Annotated in this window: 16 protein-coding genes and 1 pseudogene; 5 read left to right on the top strand and 12 right to left on the bottom strand. The window is 59.6% G+C overall.

Translation table 11 applies throughout. The features are described from left to right. Window position 1: 1 nt before the first annotated feature. A complete protein-coding gene (locus AC27VU_RS04445; protein WP_488723538.1) occupies window positions 2–1,597 on the bottom strand; it encodes an FAD-binding oxidoreductase in 1,596 nt (531 codons plus the stop codon). A gap of 211 nt (window positions 1,598–1,808) precedes the next feature. Here AC27VU_RS04445 and gliR point away from each other — a divergent pair, with 211 nt between their 5' ends. Both gliR and AC27VU_RS04435 read left to right on the top strand, forming a co-directional pair. Further along, window positions 1,809–2,825, top strand: coding sequence for an AraC family transcriptional regulator GliR (gliR, locus tag AC27VU_RS04440; protein WP_282412674.1), 1,017 nt, complete (start codon window positions 1,809–1,811; stop codon window positions 2,823–2,825). A gap of 515 nt (window positions 2,826–3,340) precedes the next feature. After that, entirely contained in the window at window positions 3,341–3,706 is a 366-nt protein-coding gene (locus AC27VU_RS04435; RefSeq protein ID WP_488723537.1) for a DUF6124 family protein, read from the top strand. Between the two features lie 255 nt (window positions 3,707–3,961). Here AC27VU_RS04435 and AC27VU_RS04430 read toward each other — a convergent pair. Then, a pseudogene (locus AC27VU_RS04430) lies at window positions 3,962–4,258 on the bottom strand (glyoxalase superfamily protein); the annotation flags it as partial. Window positions 4,259–4,651: 393 nt separating this feature from the next. On the opposite strand from AC27VU_RS04430, the gene AC27VU_RS04425 reads away from it, so the two are divergent. Then, window positions 4,652–5,716 (top strand): hypothetical protein, encoded by a 1,065-nt coding sequence (locus AC27VU_RS04425; protein ID WP_488723536.1) that lies wholly within the window; start codon window positions 4,652–4,654, stop codon window positions 5,714–5,716. Window positions 5,717–5,979: 263 nt separating this feature from the next. On the opposite strand, the gene AC27VU_RS04420 is transcribed toward AC27VU_RS04425, so the two are convergent. The 9 genes from AC27VU_RS04420 to mdaB all read right to left on the bottom strand — a co-directional run bounded on the left by AC27VU_RS04420 (window position 5,980) and on the right by mdaB (window position 15,414). After that, window positions 5,980–6,348 (bottom strand): glyoxalase superfamily protein, encoded by a 369-nt coding sequence (locus tag AC27VU_RS04420; RefSeq protein WP_488723535.1) that lies wholly within the window; start codon window positions 6,346–6,348, stop codon window positions 5,980–5,982. A gap of 151 nt (window positions 6,349–6,499) precedes the next feature. After that, window positions 6,500–7,957, bottom strand: a complete 1,458-nt coding sequence (locus AC27VU_RS04415) for an N-acyl-D-amino-acid deacylase family protein (RefSeq protein ID WP_488723534.1) — start codon at window positions 7,955–7,957, stop codon at window positions 6,500–6,502. A gap of 25 nt (window positions 7,958–7,982) precedes the next feature. Beyond that, window positions 7,983–8,621: a YdcF family protein gene (locus tag AC27VU_RS04410; protein WP_488723533.1), complete on the bottom strand. Its 639-nt coding sequence runs from the start codon at window positions 8,619–8,621 to the stop codon at window positions 7,983–7,985. Beyond that, the gene (locus AC27VU_RS04405; RefSeq protein WP_488723532.1) at window positions 8,618–9,292 is read right to left on the bottom strand and encodes an HAD family hydrolase; all 675 of its coding nucleotides are present in this window, start codon (window positions 9,290–9,292) and stop codon (window positions 8,618–8,620) included. Before AC27VU_RS04405 ends, AC27VU_RS04410 begins: the two co-directional genes overlap by 4 nt. A 1-nt stretch (window position 9,293) precedes the next feature. Then, entirely contained in the window at window positions 9,294–10,469 is a 1,176-nt protein-coding gene (locus AC27VU_RS04400) for an MFS transporter (protein ID WP_488723531.1), read from the bottom strand. Between the two features lie 63 nt (window positions 10,470–10,532). Continuing rightward, a complete protein-coding gene (locus tag AC27VU_RS04395) occupies window positions 10,533–12,254 on the bottom strand; it encodes a carbamoyltransferase family protein (protein ID WP_488723530.1) in 1,722 nt (573 codons plus the stop codon). Window positions 12,255–12,818: 564 nt separating this feature from the next. After that, on the bottom strand, window positions 12,819–13,712 hold the full coding sequence (locus tag AC27VU_RS04390; RefSeq protein ID WP_201135858.1) for an NAD-dependent epimerase/dehydratase family protein: 894 nt from the start codon (window positions 13,710–13,712) through the stop codon (window positions 12,819–12,821). A gap of 103 nt (window positions 13,713–13,815) precedes the next feature. After that, window positions 13,816–14,727 (bottom strand): LysR family transcriptional regulator, encoded by a 912-nt coding sequence (locus AC27VU_RS04385; protein ID WP_027614142.1) that lies wholly within the window; start codon window positions 14,725–14,727, stop codon window positions 13,816–13,818. A gap of 96 nt (window positions 14,728–14,823) precedes the next feature. Continuing rightward, window positions 14,824–15,414 carry an NADPH:quinone oxidoreductase MdaB gene (mdaB, locus tag AC27VU_RS04380; RefSeq protein ID WP_488723529.1) on the bottom strand — a complete coding sequence of 197 codons (591 nt, stop codon included), beginning with the start codon at window positions 15,412–15,414 and terminating at the stop codon, window positions 14,824–14,826. A gap of 183 nt (window positions 15,415–15,597) precedes the next feature. Between mdaB and AC27VU_RS04375 the strand changes: the two genes are divergently transcribed. Further along, on the top strand, window positions 15,598–15,912 hold the full coding sequence (locus AC27VU_RS04375) for a putative quinol monooxygenase (protein ID WP_003221439.1): 315 nt from the start codon (window positions 15,598–15,600) through the stop codon (window positions 15,910–15,912). Here the strand turns inward: AC27VU_RS04375 and AC27VU_RS04370 are convergent. Further along, entirely contained in the window at window positions 15,902–16,666 is a 765-nt protein-coding gene (locus AC27VU_RS04370) for a sulfite exporter TauE/SafE family protein (protein WP_488723528.1), read from the bottom strand. The two genes, AC27VU_RS04375 and AC27VU_RS04370, sit on opposite strands and share 11 nt — an antisense overlap. A gap of 215 nt (window positions 16,667–16,881) precedes the next feature. Here AC27VU_RS04370 and AC27VU_RS04365 point away from each other — a divergent pair, with 215 nt between their 5' ends. After that, window positions 16,882–17,781: a LysR substrate-binding domain-containing protein gene (locus AC27VU_RS04365; RefSeq protein ID WP_262141672.1), complete on the top strand. Its 900-nt coding sequence runs from the start codon at window positions 16,882–16,884 to the stop codon at window positions 17,779–17,781. The last annotated feature ends 87 nt before the right edge of the window (window positions 17,782–17,868 follow it).

The following is a 17,868-nucleotide window of genomic DNA, read 5'->3' as shown; positions in this document are numbered from 1 at the left end:
GTCACTCCTGCAACAGCGTGCCGGGGTTGAGGCGCCCGGCCGGATCGAAGTGCTTGCTCAGCGCCTGCAAGGTGTCCATCGCCAGTGCGCCTTTCTCGCGTGGCAGATACGGCGCGTGATCCTTGCCGACGCCGTGCTGGTGGCTGATGGTGCCGTGGTTGTCGACGATGGTCTGGCTGGCCGCGTGCTTGAGTGCCTGCCAGCGCGCCAGCGTCGCCGGGTAATCCGCCGCCGGGCGAAACACGTAAGTGGTGTAGATGCTCGAGCCTTCGCCGTAGACGTGGGACAGATGGGTGAACACATGCACCCGTTCGCCCTGCGCTGCCAAGGCATCGCGCAGGCTGTTTTCGATGAGGTTGAGCAGGTGGTCGACGTTGCTCCAGTCGGTGGCGGTTTCCAGGGTGTCGACCACGTAACCGGCGTTCCACAGGTTCTCGCGCAGGTAGGGGAAACGGAAGCGGTTCTGCGCCCATTTCTTGCCAAGCAACGTACCGGTAAACACGCCACCGAAGGATTTCAGATGCCGGCGCGCCTGGCTCAGCGACAGCGCATTTTGCCGGCGGTTGCCGGTCACGCCGAAGGTCAGCAGGCATTTGCCTTCACCGGCACCGCGCAGGTTCAGATACTTCTCCAGCCAGGCGATCTGCTGCGGATGCCCGGCCAGCGCCAGTTGGGTTTCGGTCTCCACCGCGTTCGACAGGCGCAGCATCGACAGCGGCACCCGCGCCTGGGCCAGTTGGCGGATCGCTTGCAGCGCCTTGCTCCAACTGGGCAGGAAAACGCCGTAAAAACGCTCATCGGTGGGCAGCGGACTGACCCGTACCTTGACCTCGGAAATGATCCCGAAGCGGCCCTCGCACCCGAGCACCACTTCGCGCAGATCAGGCCCCGCTGCCGAGGCTGGAAAGGTCGGAATTTCCAGTGGCCCGGCAAAGGTTTCCAGGGTGCCGCCGGCGAACAATTGCTCGATACGCCCGTAGCGCAATGACTGCTGACCGCTGGAGCGACTGGCGACCCAACCGCCCAGCGTCGACAACTCCCACGACTGCGGGAAATGCCCCAGCGTGTAGCCGCGAGCGCGCAGCTGACTTTCCACCTGCGGGCCACTGGCACCGGGGCCGAACGTCGCCAATTGGCTTGCCTCGTCGAGATCGATCAGGCGATTCATCCGCGCCAGCGACACGGTCACCACCGGCCGCGTCGAATCCGGCGGATTGATGTGCCCCGCCACCGAGGTGCCGCCGCCGTAGGGAATCAGGCACAGGTCCTGCGCATGGGCCAGCGCCAGCAATTGGCGGATCTGCTCGGCAGTCTCGGGGAATGCCACCGCGTCGGGATAGATGCCCAGCGCCCCTTCGCGCAACGCCAGCCAGTCCGGCAGGCTCTGGCCCCGGGCATGCAGCAGGCGATCATGGGCGTCGACGCTGTACAAGGCGTGCGGCGCCAATCGCGAGAGCGGCACCCGCGCCAATGCCGACTCCAGCGTGGCATCGGGCAACGCGCGCCCGGCCCCCAGCCGTTCATGGAGAAAACTCGCGCCCTGGGCCGGCAGTTCGACCACCGTTGTTGCCTCTCCCCAGCCGTTCCAGCGTCGCATGCGTGTGTCCTTCTTATGCAGTCTGATCAGTGATGTGGCAGGCCTCCATACTAGTCAGCGGCCCAAAAGTGTCACGGTCGCATCCGGCCAGTTCGAGTAGCCAATTGAGTCAAACGTCGCGCAAGTGCCAGCCATTTACTTTAGTCGGGGTTTCAAATTACCTTTCAGGCATTCATTCGCTCACGCTGGCCTTGATCAAGGAATTCGGATCATGCAATCGCTCGGCTTCACCTCGGTTCCGCCGCTGCTCAAATACGTGCGCCATGCCGAGCAACTGGGCATGGCCATCGAGCCGGCGTTGGCGGCAGCCGGATTGCAGGCGCAGCAACTGAGCGACAACAGCCTGCGCCTGCCGGGCGAAACTCATGAACGCCTGCTCGATTATTTCTGCGAGCACTCGGGCGATCCGCTGTTTGGTCTCAACGCGGCCAATTTCGTCCTGCCCAATTCCTGGAGCGTGCTCGGTTACATCACCATGAACTGCGCGACCCTGGGCGATGCCATGAGCCGGATCATGCCGTTCGAAAAACTGGTGGGCGACATGGGCGTCAGCCGCGCCGAAGTGCAGGACGGCCACGTGCATCTGATCTGGACTTGCCGCTACGAGCGTCCGCGGATTCGCCGGCATCTGGTGGAAAACGTTCTCGGCTCCTGGCTGCAATATGCACGCTGGATCGCCGACACACAGATGTCGCCCGCCGCCGTGTGGCTGGAACATCCATGCCCGACAGACGCCACCCAGGCGCAGTACGAAGCATTCTTCGATTGCCCGGTGCTGTTCGAACAGGCCTATTCGGCGCTGATCGTGCCACTGGCGTATCTGCAGTTACCGCTGCGTCAGGCTGATGCGCAATTGCTGCGTACGCTGGAAGAACACGCGATGGGCTTGATGGCGACGCTGGAGGATGCATCGCTGGAGCAGCGGGTCAAAAGCATCCTGCGCCAGTTGCTCAAGGAAGGCTTGCCGCGCAAGGAACAGGTGGCCGAGCAGCTCGCGGTGTCGGTACGCACATTGCAACGCCAGTTGCATCAGGCGGGGACGTCGTATCAGCAGATTCTGGATGATTTGCGTCAGGAGCTGGCGGAGCATTACTTGCTCAACAGCACCTTGCCGATTCAGGACATTGCGCAGTATCTGGGGTTTACCGAGCCGAGGTCGTTTCATCGTACGTTCAAGAGCCGGCGCGGGATGCCGCCGGGGGAGTTTCGGCAGATGCATCGGGGGTGACGGGACTGGCCTCTTCGCGCGCAAGCCCGCTCCCACAGTGGAGCTTCAGTGGATGCAGATTTTGTGTACGACATAAATCCCCTGTGGGAGCGGGCTTGCTCGCGAAGGCGCCAGTTGCCTCACCTCAATCCGACAGACAAATCCTCCGCTTCTGTAGCGCAATAAACACCTTCCAGCACACCTGTTTAAAGACACTCAGTGTTACGCCCTACTGCCTACAAATCCTTGCGCCGCTGCCTACGGCTACGCCAGAATCCGCCGGCTTGTGCGCTCCGGAGGCCGTCGGTAACTTGAGTCCGTCACTGATTTCCAGTGATCGGGTTTAGTAGCCCGAGGTTTTTGGGGCGTATCGCTCATCAGACAATCAGGTCTTTGCCTGAACGTTATGGTGGCTGTGCGCAGGGCGCCCTCGGGCGCGCCGGTTTCCCAGATCCCCGGTCTACTAACCTGCGCACGGCTGCCTCCATTTCTTTTAGTAGGGAAACGGCGGCCAGCCCTCAATGAGGATCTGGCAAATGTTCAAAGTTACCCCCAACCCGCCGCCCACCGACGCGGCCTCCCCCTACGAATGCCCCGAATCAAGGAAATTCCACGAAGCCGCCGAGCGCGCCCTCGACCATTACCTCGGCCCACCGACGCCCGCCATCATGGCCACCCCGTACCAGCCCAATCGTCTCTACATGGCCAATCCGGCCAGCGGCACCGAACCGTTGCTGGCCGATGCCTGCGAATCCCTTGGCTCGGCCACCGTGATGCTCAACGACTTTGCCGGCCTGCTTGAAGGCTCACACCGCAAGACCCTGCAAGGCATCGCACAAGTGGTGATGGTGGCGGAAATCGCCGTCAATCGGGTGCTGGATAAATTAGTGCCGACCGAATAACGAAAAAGCCCGCAGCCAGACCTTAGTGGATTGGCTGCGGGCTTTTTTGTATGGCGTGAATCTTTTTCCCTCACCCCAACCCTCTCCCGGAGGGAGAGGGGGCCGATCGAGGTGTCTGGCGTCGTACATCGACCTGAATGACCGAGTCGATTATGGATTCGGTAAAGGAGGTTCAGGTCGGCGTATTACTCGAATATCCCAGGGTCAGTCCCCTCTCCCTCCGGGAGAGGGTTAGGGTGAGGGGCTCTTCTCAGCTCAAACACTGATCGCGTTGGTAAACACCAACCGATTACCAAACGGATCCGCAATCGTCATGTCCTGACTGCCCCACGGCATCGCCTGAATCTGTGGGTGCGAGAACTTGTAGTCCTTGGCCACCAGTTGCTGCTGAAACGCCTCCAGCTCATCGGTCTCGATGCGCAGCGCCGAACCCGGCGTCGCATCGCCATGATGCTCGGACAGGTGCAGCACGCACTCGCCACGGGACACCTGCAGATACAGCGGGAAGTTCGCTTCGAAACGGTGCTGCCAGTCGACCTTGAAGCCGAGGAAGCTGTGATCTTTCTGACATCCCACATCGATGCCATTCGTCGGCACCTGTCAGATCTGACAGGTGCGCGATACCGGCATACGGTGTCCAATCTCTTTAGCGAGTTCACCCACAATTTTTACTGCCGCGCACGCCAGCATCAGAGAAATGGCCTTGGCACATCTCAATATCATGACCACGAAACTGCTGACAGTTCTGGCCTTGAAGAAATCAACGAAAAAAACCAACAGACACAGGAGACAGAACCTAAAGCCAACCAATCAATCAGCAATCCCGGCAATGGCAATTTCGGCCAACCTACAGCGAACCGAAATATTTAACAGAACTCTTCAGCGGAGAAATACTGAAAGCTCCCCATTTCAGATTAATAACAAGCCCCCCAAGACAACTCTGAAATGGGCGATCAGAATGTATTTAAGATCATGACAAAACCATTAACTACATCAGAAATCACCACCTATTTCACTGAGAAAAGTAACGACAACCTTCCCGACCCTGCAATTCTAGAGGCGCCGGATGGAATAATTACGTGGCAGATCGTTGAGAAAGGTTTGACATTCAAGATACCTAAATTTGAAGACATGAGCGCTAGCAGAATTCACGTTCAACTTTCTGGTCTGGAGCCACATTTTGCCATCGAATATAATCATGTCGGAGAGGACAGAGATGTCGAGTTGCCAATATCCGCCAACGAACTCATCTACTTTCAAGGCTATAATGTTCGAGCAGTATATGTTCAATTAGACCCACCACGTCGCCTCTCAGACTTTATTCCGTATGTTGTAACTGCAAGACATGAGGCTCCCGTGATCGACGACATCGACGGAGACTCTCTCCCTTGGAAGGATCTCAGCAAGGGCATCAATATACGAATCAAGGCGTCGCACGGCATATCAACAGGCGATCTGCTATCTATTTACTGTATCGGTACCGGCTATGAAGGTTCCAGCATCATACGCTTTTGGGTTGAAGCTGAAGATCTGGGGAAGGATATAGTCAGATTTATTGATCCGAAATATCTCTACTCCAGCGCCTATGGCGAGATTGTGGTTTTTTTCTCTGTTGAATCGCCAGACAAAAAAGTTACTTATTCGCCCCTGACAAGGCTAAAAATTCAAGATGGTCCTATACCAAAGCCAGAGACCCTTTTCACTAGACCAGAAGGACACTTACCGGCCTCAGCTTTAATTGCCAACCGTATGGCATTTTACCAACCTGCCTACCAGGATATGGCTGTAGGTGATTGGGTGACAATGATCCTGCTGGGTGAACAACGCAACGCGGTCATGACCCTATCCAGGCTCATTACTTCGAGCGATGTGGGCAAAGGCCTGGACTTTTCTTTCCAAAATATAACCGTAAATGGCCTAGGCAGTAATATCGAGCTCCATTTTATTGTAGAAACCCTCGGCCGAATGACGAGAAGAGCTCCCAAATTAATGATTGCACTACACGGTTGAAATAAAAATCCAACTACAAGTAGCTTCGACCAGATAAGTCAATGACTCTCAAATGAAAAATCGCTCCAAACAAAAAACCACTGTTAGCCGCTAGAGCTGCAGTGGTTTTTTTGATTGCGACTGTTCGGCTATCCATGACCTCTCAAGTAGAAGCGACACCTGTACCGATTTTGAATTTAGACAAAACACCTTCATGTCGGCGCATTTCATAATCCTCGAAGCAGTTCCAGCGTTTTGGGCATTAGAGTAAGGCGTTTCTGGGTTCAGACACTGATCGCGTTGGTAAACACCAACCGATTACCAAACGGATCCGCAATCGTCATGTCCTGGCTGCCCCACGGCATCGCCTGAATCTGTGGGTGCGAGAACTCGTAATCCTTGGCCACCAATTGCTGCTGGAACGCCTCCAGCTCATCGGTCTCGATGCGCAGCGCCGAACCCGGCGTCGCATCGCCATGATGCTCGGACAGATGCAGCACGCACTCGCCACGGGACACCTGCAGATACAGCGGGAAGTTCGCTTCGAAGCGATGCTGCCAATCGATCTTGAAGCCGAGGAAGTCGACGTAGAATTCCAAAGCCTTGGCTTCATCGAAGATCCGCAGGATCGGAGTGGTTTTGCCGAAGCTCATGGGGTGCTCCCTGACTGGTTGGCCCAAGAGTTTAGCTGGGCTGGATGTCAGCAATTCGGCTTGGTTTCGACATTCTTTAATCTCAGAGTGCCACTATGAGACAGAGATCAAAAGATCGCAGCCTTCGGCAGCTCCTACAGGGGCTTGGCAATCAATGAAACCCTTCGCGCAAATCCCCATTCCTCGCCAGAAACCGCCCTTCCCGACGCCCATTCGCCTGCCCATCGCGATAACTCAACACCCCATTGACCCACACCCCATCAATCCCCTGCGCCGCTCGCTGCGGATCAGCGAAGTCCGCCACATCGCGCACGGTCAGTGGATCGAACAACACCAGGTCCGCCCAATAACCTTCACGAATCTCGCCCCTCTCCTGCAAGCCAAACCGCGCCGCCGACAGACCGGTCATCTTGTGTACGGCGGTGTGCAGCGGAAACAGTCCGACATCACGACTGAAATGTCCGAGCACTCGTGGGAAAGCGCCCCACAGACGTGGATGCGGGAACGGGTCTTCCGGCAGTCCGTCAGACCCGACCATCGACAGTGGATGCGCGAGGATTTTTCGGACGTCCGCCTCGTCCATGCCGTAGTACACCGCGCCCGCCGGTTGCAGGCGTTTGGCAGCGTCGAGCAGTGGCACGCTCCATTCGGCGGCGATGTCGATCAGGTCGCGTCCGCTGACTTGCGGGTGCGGTGTCGACCAGGTGATGGTGATGCGGTGGGCATCGGTGACTTGCTTCAGATCCAGCGTCGAAGAACTCGCCGCGTAGGGATAGCAATCGCAGCCCACGTGCTGGGTTTTCGCTGCTTCCTCCAACGCCGCGAGCAACTGCGGACTGCGCCCCCAATTACCGACACCGGCGCATTTGAGGTGGGAAATGATCACCGGGGACTGTGCGTGACGGCCAATGCTGAACGCTTCGTCCATCGCCTCCAGCACCGGTTCGAATTCACTGCGCAAGTGGGTGGTGTACACCGCGCCGAATGCCGTCAGCTCTTCGGTCAGTTGCTTCACTTCGTCGGTGGAGGCGTTGTAGGCGCTGGCGTAGGCCAGGCCTGTGGATAAACCGAGCGCGCCAGACTCAAGGCTTTCACGCAATTGCTCGCGCATGGCGGCGATTTCATCTGGCGTGGCGGTGCGGAACAGGTCGTCGAGGTGATTGCTGCGCAGCGCGGTGTGGCCGACCAGTGCGGCGACATTCAGCGTGGTGTTCGCCGCTTCGACGGCGGCGCGGTAATCGCTGAAACGTGGATAGACGAACGCCGCTGCGCTGCCGAGCAAGTTCATCGGGTCCGGTGGATTGCCTTGCAAACTGACCGGCGAGGCGCTGATTCCGCAGTTGCCGACGATCACCGTGGTCACGCCCTGGCTGAGCTTGGGCAGCATCTGCGGCTGGCGGATGACCACGGTGTCGTCGTGGGTGTGCACGTCGATGAACCCCGGGGCGAGCACGCGGCCGGCGGCGTCGATTTCCTCCGTGGCGCGGGCATCGTGCAGGTCGCCGATACGCTCGATACGCCCGTTGAGAATCGCCACATCGGCGCGGTAGCCGGGCGTGTTGCTGCCATCGATGACGGTGGCGTTGCGGATCAGCGTGTCATATTGCATGTCTGTCTCCCGGCGGGAGTCAGCGTCAACTCCTGCCCTTGATCAAATGGTGATCGAAGCCTTGCTCCACCAGATACCGCCAGGCCACCTGAACCTCTTCGGGGATGACCTGCTCGACCTGAAAACCCAACGAAGGGTAAACCATGATGCGGTGCACATCGCCGACCATTTCGTCGATCAGGCCCAAGACCCCGATCAGATTGCTGACGTCATCGGGAAATCGGAACGACGGCGCATCCACAAAGGCTTCCAGTTCGGGCCATTGCACGGGCAGAGTCAACGCCACGCGCCGGATCGAATTGGGCTTGGTCAGAAAGGTCGCGCGGCGCACGTCGGGAAACATCGCTCGGGCGAACGCGATGTTTTCAGCAAAATTGGTCGCGCGGGTTTCCAGGGTGAACTGCTGCGCCGTCACCCCTTGCGCCAGGGCACGTTGGGCAAAAATATCGGCTTCGGTGCGTTCCCACAAATGTCGGGTCCAGTTGCCGGTATTGCCGGTGAACAACAGGTGGGGGGCCACGCCGTCTTTCAGGAGTTGGCAGGCGTAATCGCAGACCCGCAGGTCGTAGGAGCCGCAGACTACGATCAATTCACTGGCGCTGTGTTGGCGCCCCGCACCGAGGAATTTCCAGAGCACGCTGGCGTGCTGCAACGTCAATGTCATGAGCGGGCAAACCTCTGGGTCGGGTGAGCGTTAATGAACAGCGCTCCATCGGCATAACCGTGCGCGCCCACACCGTTCAGCCTAAGCGCAAGCCGGGTGAAATCGGCATACACGCCTGCAGCGCCATGCGCAGTCAGCGTCGGGTCGTCACCAATGCCGATACACAGCGCACCGCTGCTGATCGCCGACTGCACACCGCTGACCGAGTCTTCGAAGACCAGGCACTCATCACTTTGCCGGCCCAGTTGTGCTGCGGCCAGGCGATAGGGATCGGGTGCCGGTTTGCCGCTGCGCACGTCGTCGCGGCAGATGATGCTGTCGAACGCCGACATCAGGTCGTGTTGCTGCAGAACGTGGTCTACCCGCGCCCGCCAACTGCTGGTGACCAGCGCCAGGGGCACGGCGTGCTCGCGGAGTCGGGCGATCAACGTCGCGACGCCCGGCACCAGCGCACAATTAGTCACCTGCTCGATGGCGTCGACTTCACGTTTGATCGCCACCCGCTGTGCTTCGTCGAACTCGGCAAACAGGGTCTTGAGGGTGTAACCACCGGGGCGGCCGTGGATGTGTTCGTCAATGAACGCCTGATCGACGCTGATCCCGTACTCGCGCGCCACGGTGGTCCAGGCGTGTTCAATCACCTCGCGCGACTGAATGAGCACGCCGTCCATATCAAAGCAGACGGCTGTAAACGTTTGTTGAGCCATGAGTTGAACTTCGCATTTTCTGATGAGCAATGAACGCCAGCACCGTTCCGACCAACGCGAACAGCGCCATCACGTAGTAGGACCACTGCGGCCGGGTCTGGTACAGGTAGCCGGCGAAAGGTGTGGCCAGGCCCATGGGCAAGGCCACCGCCAGGGAGTAATAAACCCCTTGAGTAAAGACCTGAATATCCTGCGGTGCCTGGTCGCGAATAAAGCGCATGATCGCCGCGTGGTAGGCGGCAAAGCTCAGCGCGTGCAGGCACTGCCCCAGCAGGATCAGCGACACCGCGTCGCTGTTGGAAAACAATGCCCAGCGCAGCGCCGCACAGACACTGGAAAACATCACCAGGGACAACGGCGCGCAAAACGCCAGGACCTTGTTGGAGAGCGCGAACCAGGTGATTTCCGCAATCACCGCCACCGCCCAGAACATGCCGATCGCCGAGGAAGAGAAGCCCTTCACCCCCCAACCGATCGAAGCCGTGGAAAAGTACAGGGTGTGGCTCAACTGAATGAAGCTGGCGGCAGCAATCGCGATCAGCAGGCTCTTGTGTGCCAACAGCGCTTTCCAGTCCGGCCGTTTGCGCGCCGGGCCGGGCGGCGCCAGATGCGCCCGCGACACCTGGCGCTTCAGGCGCAGACAGGCCACGGCGGTGAGCAACATGCTCGCCGCGATCACCAGCGGCACCCACGACTGGCTGTACTGCGCAAACAGAAAGCCGCCGAGGGTCGAGGTCAGGATAAACGCCGAAGAGCCTACCGCCCGCACCCAGCCGTAATTCTGCAGGGCCAGTTTGTCGCGCTTGAGCAGGTAAGACTCGGACAGCGGCAGTACCACCATCCACAGCCCGCCAAACAGCACACTCAGGCACACGAACATCCATAAGTGCGCCGGGATGAAGTAGAACAGCAACGTACACATCGCGGCGGTGACGCTCAGAACAGCGGCGAGCCGCAACTGATCCACGCGCCAGTCGGCCACGTACGTGATCAGCACCCCGGTCACCACCTGCGGCCAATACGCCGCAGCGATCAGCAAGCCGATTTCACTGGCACTGAAGCCCAGGGAATCCAGCCAGGTCGGCCAGAACGGATAGATGATCCCTTCCGCCGCAAAGAACCCGAAAAAGATTAAATACATTCGTCAACCATACGCCTGACACTCCAGAAACAGGGCTCCCCGAGGAGCCCTGAATAGCATCCATTATTCGAAGCGTTGCTGAGTGAAGCTGTTTTTGCCCTTGCGCCAGACGATCAGCGATTCACTCATGACCACCAGATCGACCATGCCTTCTTTCAACGCATCCAGTGCGTCCTGGGAAGAGCACACGATCGGTTCTTCGTGACGATTGAACGAAGTGTTGATCAAGGCTGCCTGACCGGTTTTCTGGTGCCAGGCCGTCAGCAGGCGATGCATGAACGGGTCGCTCTGCGGGCGAATGATCTGCGGGCGCGCGGTGCCATCGATGTGCACCACGGCCGGACTCGCCTCGCTGAATTGCGGATGGCAGTCGTAGGTCATGGTCATGGTGTCGGCGGCCACTTGCTCCTCGTCCCAACCGACGTAGCAGGCCGGCGCCTGCTCAATGGCGGTGACCGGGCCGAAGGGCATGAACTCGGTGCGATGCATGCGTTTGTTGAGCCAGTCGTTCACCTCGGCATCCTGGGCGTGATAGACGATGCTGCGATTGCACAGCGAACGCGGGCCGAACTCCATCTTGCCCTTGAACATGCCCAGCACCTGATTTTCCGTCAGGGCCTCGGTCAGCACGTCGATGATGTTCGACGGTGTGTGATAACCGAGCTCAGGGTAGTCGCGATTGATCAGGTTGATGTTCTGCGAAACGCTGCGCGATTCCGGGCCAAGCATCATCGACGGATTCTTGAAGCGGGTGCCGTTTTCCAGGTACGCGACACCGACTGCCGCAGCCAGTGCCAGGCCGCCATCGCCCATGCACGGCAGCACGTAGACGTCTTTCACGCCCGGGATCTCGCGCAGGCGCTGGTTGAGTTTGACGTTGCCGAACACGCCGCCGGCCAGGCACAGGTTGGCGCTACCGCGTTGCGCCAGAAGATGGGTGACGGTCGCCACCAGCAGATCTTCGCTGTGGCGCTGCACAGCGGCGGCGATGTCCTCGGGGGTTTCCCGTGCAAACAGGGTTTCCAGCGGCGCGCTGAAGGTGTTGTAGGACGGCAGGAACATATCGCCGCAGCGCGCCTTGATACGGCCGTCTTCGAAACGGATCATCTGCTGCATCACGCCCAGCAGTTTCTGCGGATCGCCGAACGCGGCCAGACCGGTGACCTTGCCTTCGTGGCGGTTGGGTTTGTAACCGAGCAGGTGGGTGATCCGGCCGTAGAAATAACCGAGGCTGTCGATGCTGGTTTCGCGTTGCAGCACCGTGGTTTCTGTCGGGCTGTACCAGGTGACGGTCAGCGACTGAAAGTCGCCGCGTCCGTCGCACGTCAGGGTCAACGCGTCCTCGAACGGCGAGCAGACATAGGCACCGAGCGCATGGCACTCGTGGTGATCGATGTAATACGCCTTGCCTTGCAGACCGTTGTCGACAATGAACTGGTCGAATTCGCCGCGTTTTTCCTTGTCGTTGTTGATTTCATCGGTCACACGCTGACGGAACTGCGCAAGGCCCTGAGGGTTGTTCCTGACCTCCTCGACAATGCGATCGAAGTACAACTCCAGATGTTTGTCGGCACTGAAACCGGCGTTCCATCCATAGGCGACATGATCGACGTCTTCCAGTGACACGCCGGCCTGGCTCAACACAAACTCGATGGACTTGGCCGGCCAGATTTTATGGTCCTTGATGCGGGTGAAACGCTCTTCACTGACCGCTGAAAGAATCTGACCATCGCGTACCAGGCAAGCACCCGCCAAATCATTGTTCGTAATACCCAAAATGATCATAACTATTCCTTGTTTTCGCCAATTGAGGTGACGGCTTCGCCCACGCGCGTAGCGTGCAATGCAACAACCAGAGTCAATGACAGATGCCGGCCGTCATGGCCGACCATTACTCGTCGGGAGATAGCGGATTGATGTAGGTCCGCCGGGGGGATACACCTTCACCAGAAGGCATCAATGGGTGTCGCCATCGCAAATTCCTTTTGCCGGAAAACTCCATGGGCGGTGCCGTGCTGAACGGGCCTCATGCCTGCAACACGTGGAGGGCGACGTGCATCGCAGCCGCCCTCGTTTCACCGGGGTAGCAGCCTAGTCGGTAATCTCCCGAACACCCGGCGAAGTCCCCGCTAAAAATTAAATTCCACTGGCAGCCGCTGTGTTTGCGGCGGGTTACCGGGACAAAAAAAGAACGATGACGGTGTGCCATTCGACTTTTCTGTTGTTTGATCCAGCGCTTTCGCGAGCAAGCCCGCTCCCACAGGTTGATCGCATTCCTTCAGCCAGAATGCGCTTCACTTGTGGGAGCGGGCTTGCTCGCGAATGGCTTCACGCGGTGTAGCGTGGGGCTCACACCATCTCGTTACGAATCCATTCAACCACCGACGTACGCTTCGGCACCCAGCCCAGCAGTTCGCGGGCGTGTTTGCCGCGAACACGGCTGTTGGAGCCGAGGCCGTAGTTGGCCATTTCGTAGCCCCACTCGGCTTCGGCGTCTTGCAGTGGCCAGTCTTGTGGCTCGCCGAGGTTCAGCGCCTGGGCCATGGCGGTGGTCATGTCGATGAACGACGCTTCGCCGCTTTCGACGAAGTAGAAGGTGCCGGGCACATTCTTGGTCAGCGCCAGCAGGTACAGGGCGACGACGTCTTCGATGTGCACGTTGGACCAGATGTTCTGGCCAGTGCCGACATGGCGCACCACGCCGCTTTTGCGCGCTTGCTTGAGCAGACGCGGCAACTGCACGCTGTCGCGATTGACGCCCAGGCTGTGGCCGTAGATCAGGGTGTTGCAGATCACCGCCGAGTTCACGCCGTCCTGTGCAGCGGCGAGGATCAGGTTGTCGATGGCCACGCGGGCAGCCTTGTCGACGGTGGGTTCCGGCAGGTTGTCTTCGTAGTAGATGACGTCGCTGGACTTGCCGCCCGAGGCATCGCCGACGATGCTCGAACCGCTGGTGTGCAGGAACACTTTGTTCGAACCGCGCAGGGCATCGAGCAACGCTTCGACCGCGCCGCGATGGTCACTGCTGGCGGCGTTGATCACCGCATCGGCGGCGCGGGCCTGTGCGGCCAGCAGCGTGGCGTCTTCGAGGGTGCCGATCACCGGGGTGATGCCCAGTGCCTTGAGTTCTTCGGCCTGTTCGGCGCTACGCACCAGGCCCGTGACGGTGTGGCCAGCCTGGACCAGACCGGTGGCGATGGAACCGCCGATGAATCCGGCAGCGCCGGTGATGAATACGTTCATGGAGAAACTCCCTGCGTGAATAAGTGATGCCGCGAGTATCGACCGCTAACCCCGGTGGAAAAACCCGCGACCAGCCAAATCACTGTTGCGCAGGGATCACGAATCAACCCTTGAAATCGGCGCTGGCGTAGGCCGCAAGTTTGCTCTGGATGAAGTCGAGGAAGCACTGAATGCGCAGCGCCAGTTGCGAGTTACGGTAGTACACCGCGTTGATCGGCTGGCGATAACCGCTGTTGAATTCCGCCAGCAGCACCTTGAGGCGCCCGGCGCGAATGTCGTCAATGGTCATGAAGTGCGACAGGCAGGCGATACCCTGCCCTTCCAGCGCCAGATGGCGCACGGTTTCGCCGCTGGAGGCACTGATTGCCGGGGTGATTGGCCAGCGGTCGCCGTGCACGTAGCGCAGCGGCCACTGGTTGAGGCCTTCGTTGTGGGTGAAACCGAGCAGGGTGTGTTCGCTCAAGTCGGCGACCTGCTGCGGCGCGCCGTGCTTCTCCAGATACGCCGGACTGGCGACGATCAGCAGCGGGCTGCAACCCAGCGAGCGCGCATGCAAGGTGGAATCGGCAAGGGTGCCGATGCGGATGGCGACGTCGGTGCTTTGTTCCAGCAGGTCAATGATCAGGTCATTGCTGTTGAGTTCGAGCTGGATGTCCGGGTACAGGCCTCGGAACTCGTCGATGTACGGCACGATGGCGTGCAGCATGAACGGCGACGCGGCGTTGATTCGCAGGCGTCCGGACGGGGTTTGCTGGCGTGAGGACAGACGCTCTTCGAGGGCGTCCATCTGATCGAGAATCAGCTTGGCCTGCTCGAAGAAGTACTTGCCCTCCTCGGTCAGGTCCATGCGCCGCGTGGTGCGGTTGATCAGCGTGGTGTCGAGCTTGGCTTCCAGCCGCGACAACGTGCGGCTGACCGCCGAAGGGGTCTGGCCGACCTGCTCGGCAGCGGCGGAAATCGAACCGCATTCGATCACGCAGACGAAAATCTGCAACTCATCGGATCTGGCTTTCACGGAAACTCTCTAATCGAATGCGTATTCATCGTGGCGAGGGAGCTTGCTCCCTCGCCACAGGACTTGGCCAAGCTATTCGATAGTAGCTTGATTCACTCAAGCCTTGAGAGCGAACACCTCTTTCAGATGCTGCTCATACCGCGCCACATCATTCTCGATGTTCGGGCGCTTCATCACGTCCACACAGAGGAACGTCGGCAACCCGGTCATGCCCAAAAACTCGTTGGCCTTGTGGAACGGAAAATAAACCGCGTCGACACCCTTGGCTTCAAAGAAATCTGTCGGGTCATCAAACGCCTGCTGCGGTGCGTTCCAGGTCAGCGACAGCATGTACTGCTTGCCCTGAATCAGACCGCCGCTGCCGTACTTCTGCGACGAGTCGGAACGGGTCCGACCATCGCTGGCATAGAGGCTGCCATGGCCTTCGGTGAAGACTTCGTCGAGGTACTTTTTCACCGTCCACGGCGCGCCCATCCACCAGCCCGGCATCTGATAAATGATCACGTCGGCCCAGAGGAATTTGGCCACTTCTTCAGCGACGTCGTAACCCTCGTCGATGAACGTGGTTTTGACATCCAGACCGCCGCGATCCAGCACGCTCAGTGCAGTTTCGTGCAGGGTCGCGTTGTAACGACCGTCGGAGTGGGCGAATTTCTTGCTGCCATTGAGCAACAACACTTTTTTCATGAGAACGCCTCGGTGCAGCCTTGGGGCTGGAGGAAGATGGGAAAAGGAATGGCGGCAGGTTAACGGCCCATCTCGCGCGGAATAAGCCGCGCTGGCGCAAAATACATTTGATCAAAAAGCACGAATCGAATGCCGATTGTTGCAATAGCATTCCCGACCATCTGCATTTGAGGAGTTGTTTCGATGAGTGAACGCCACGGTTTCATCCTGCACGCCAAGACCCGCCCGGAGAAAGCCGAGGCCTTCGAAGCGCTGTTTCGCGCCTATGTCGAACCGAGCCGCGCCGAGCCCGGCTGCATCGAGTACCACATGCTGCGCGACAAGGAAGATCCGACGCTGTTCATCTTTTACGAGATCTGGGAAAGCCAGGCGCACCTGGACGTGCACTCGAACCTGCCGCACATGCGCGAGTTTTTCGACAACCGCATGACGTACCTGGAGCGCGATTTCGATATCCGTCGGATCGAGATGCTCAGCGCCTCGTCGGCTAGCCGCTGATCAGCAGATGGGCGCCGAGCGCGCCCAGTCCGACGAAAAATATTCGCTTGAACAGCACGGCGCTGATGCGCTGACGCAACCACTGCCCGAACCACATGCCCAGCATCGCCGGGATCAACACCAGCAGCGAGGCAGTCAGTTCGCCACTGCCCAGCGCACCGCGCCAGAACAAGCCGCCGGCCAGCACCAGGGTCGAAACCGTGAACGACAGGCCCAACGCCTGCACCAGTTCATCGCGACTCAAACCCAGCGCCTGCAGGTACGGCACCGCCGGTATCACGAACACACCGGTGGCCGAGGTGATGACGCCAGTGATCATCCCGCACAGCGGGCCGAGCCACGGCTCATGCCGAGGATTGACCTGTAGCGTCGGTAGCAGCAACCCACTCAACGCATACAGCAGCAGTGCCGCGCCCAAGCCGCGCACCACCCAATGCCCGCCTGCCATGCCGATCGACAACGTGCCGGCTGCGGTGCCGAGAAAGATCATCAGCAGCATCGGCCACAGGCGTTTGATCAGCCCTCTCAGATGCCCGCCGAAGGCCAGTTGCCAGACATTGGTCAACGTCGCCGGAATGATCAGTAACGCCGCAGCCTGCGACGGGGCCATAGCCAGACCGAGCAGACCCATGGCGACGGTGGGTAGACCTAGGCCGATCACGCCCTTGACCAGGCCGGCCATGATGAAGGTGGCGATGACCAGCAATGACAGGGCAAGGCCGAGGTTCTGGTAGAAATCTGCGAGTGTGTTCATGGCGCTACTGTGCGCTTTCACGGATGCGCTGAAAATCTGCCATATACTGAGGCTGCCTCTGCCAATGCAAGAGGCTGTTAATTGCGTTGCGGCTGATGGCCCCTTCGCGAGCAAGCCCGCTCCCACAGTTTTGGATTCACCACTGATCCACTGTGGGAGCGGGCTTGCTCGCGAAGAGGCCCACCCAGACACCACAAAAACCAGAGGCTGCCCCGATGCACTTCGACCTCACCGACCTGCGCCTTTATCTACACATCCTCGACACCGGCAACATCACCGCTGGCGCCGCCCGCAGCCATCTCTCGCTGGCCGCCGCCAGTGCGCGCATCCGCGCCATGGAAGCCTCGCTGGGCATCGAGTTCCTGCAACGCGGTCGTCGTGGGGTGAGCCCGACACCTGCTGGCAAGGCACTGGCCCACCACGCGCGCATCCTCCTGCAACAGGCCGAACGCATGCAGCAGGATCTGGCCGACTACGCCCAGGGCGTCAAAGGTCAGGTGCGACTGTTGTGCAACACCACGGCGATCACCGAATACCTGCCGGAAGTGCTCGCGGACTTTTTGCGCGAGCATCCCAACCTCGACATCGATCTGCAGGAACTGCCCAGCGCCCGCATCACCCACGCCTTGCGCCAGGGCGCAGCCGATATCGGCATCGTCTCCGATGCGGTGGACACCTCCGATTTACAGGCCCAGCCCTTTCGCGATGATCCGTTAGTGCTGATCGTGCCGCGGGAACATGCACTGGCCAACGCCGCCGAAGTCAGCTTCAGCGACGCCCTGCACCATGATTTCGTCGGTCTGAGCACCGACAGCGCGCTGGCGATCTACCTCGAAGAACAGGCGCTGCACAGTGGCTCGCGCATGCAGGTGCGGATCCGCGCCGACGGTTTTGACGGGGTGATGCGCATGGTCGCCCGAGGTGCCGGCCTCGCCATCGTGCCGCTGGCTGCCCTCGAACGCGCGACGCCGCGCACATTCACCAGCATCGCCCTCAATGAGCCATGGGCGCGCCGCACCCTGATGCTCTGCGCCCGGGATTTCAGCGCCCTGCCCGGTTACGCCAAAGCCTTGCTGCAGGCCTTGACTCCTCCCAAGGGCAAAGCGCGTTTCTGAGCAGCTTGATGTCGAGCACAGACAACTGAGCCCTCTCCGGGCGCTATAGGGTGCGACTTGGTTTCTTTGCCATCCGCCCACTGCCCG

Source organism: Pseudomonas sp. 14P5.3.2 (genome assembly GCF_057799175.1).
The sequence above is the reverse complement of the archived record's forward strand: the minus strand, read 5'-3'. Positions and strand labels throughout refer to the sequence as shown.

What these genes read in the sequence shown, in the direction of transcription:
- AC27VU_RS04410 (WP_488723533.1), bottom strand. Translation starts at nt 8,621, where the DNA reads ATGACATTGACGTTGCAGCACGCCAGCGTGCTCTGGAAATTCCTCGGT.
- AC27VU_RS04420 (WP_488723535.1), bottom strand. Translation starts at nt 6,348, where the DNA reads ATGAGCTTCGGCAAAACCACTCCGATCCTGCGGATCTTCGATGAAGCC.
- gliR (WP_282412674.1), top strand. Translation starts at nt 1,809, where the DNA reads ATGCAATCGCTCGGCTTCACCTCGGTTCCGCCGCTGCTCAAATACGTG.
- AC27VU_RS04435 (WP_488723537.1), top strand. Translation starts at nt 3,341, where the DNA reads ATGTTCAAAGTTACCCCCAACCCGCCGCCCACCGACGCGGCCTCCCCC.
- mdaB (WP_488723529.1), bottom strand. Translation starts at nt 15,414, where the DNA reads ATGAAAAAAGTGTTGTTGCTCAATGGCAGCAAGAAATTCGCCCACTCC.
- AC27VU_RS04425 (WP_488723536.1), top strand. Translation starts at nt 4,652, where the DNA reads ATGGGCGATCAGAATGTATTTAAGATCATGACAAAACCATTAACTACA.
- AC27VU_RS04415 (WP_488723534.1), bottom strand. Translation starts at nt 7,957, where the DNA reads ATGCAATATGACACGCTGATCCGCAACGCCACCGTCATCGATGGCAGC.
- AC27VU_RS04400 (WP_488723531.1), bottom strand. Translation starts at nt 10,469, where the DNA reads ATGTATTTAATCTTTTTCGGGTTCTTTGCGGCGGAAGGGATCATCTAT.
- AC27VU_RS04405 (WP_488723532.1), bottom strand. Translation starts at nt 9,292, where the DNA reads ATGGACGGCGTGCTCATTCAGTCGCGCGAGGTGATTGAACACGCCTGG.
- AC27VU_RS04375 (WP_003221439.1), top strand. Translation starts at nt 15,598, where the DNA reads ATGAGTGAACGCCACGGTTTCATCCTGCACGCCAAGACCCGCCCGGAG.
- AC27VU_RS04365 (WP_262141672.1), top strand. Translation starts at nt 16,882, where the DNA reads ATGCACTTCGACCTCACCGACCTGCGCCTTTATCTACACATCCTCGAC.
- AC27VU_RS04390 (WP_201135858.1), bottom strand. Translation starts at nt 13,712, where the DNA reads ATGAACGTATTCATCACCGGCGCTGCCGGATTCATCGGCGGTTCCATC.
- AC27VU_RS04445 (WP_488723538.1), bottom strand. Translation starts at nt 1,597, where the DNA reads ATGCGACGCTGGAACGGCTGGGGAGAGGCAACAACGGTGGTCGAACTG.
- AC27VU_RS04395 (WP_488723530.1), bottom strand. Translation starts at nt 12,254, where the DNA reads ATGATCATTTTGGGTATTACGAACAATGATTTGGCGGGTGCTTGCCTG.
- AC27VU_RS04370 (WP_488723528.1), bottom strand. Translation starts at nt 16,666, where the DNA reads ATGAACACACTCGCAGATTTCTACCAGAACCTCGGCCTTGCCCTGTCA.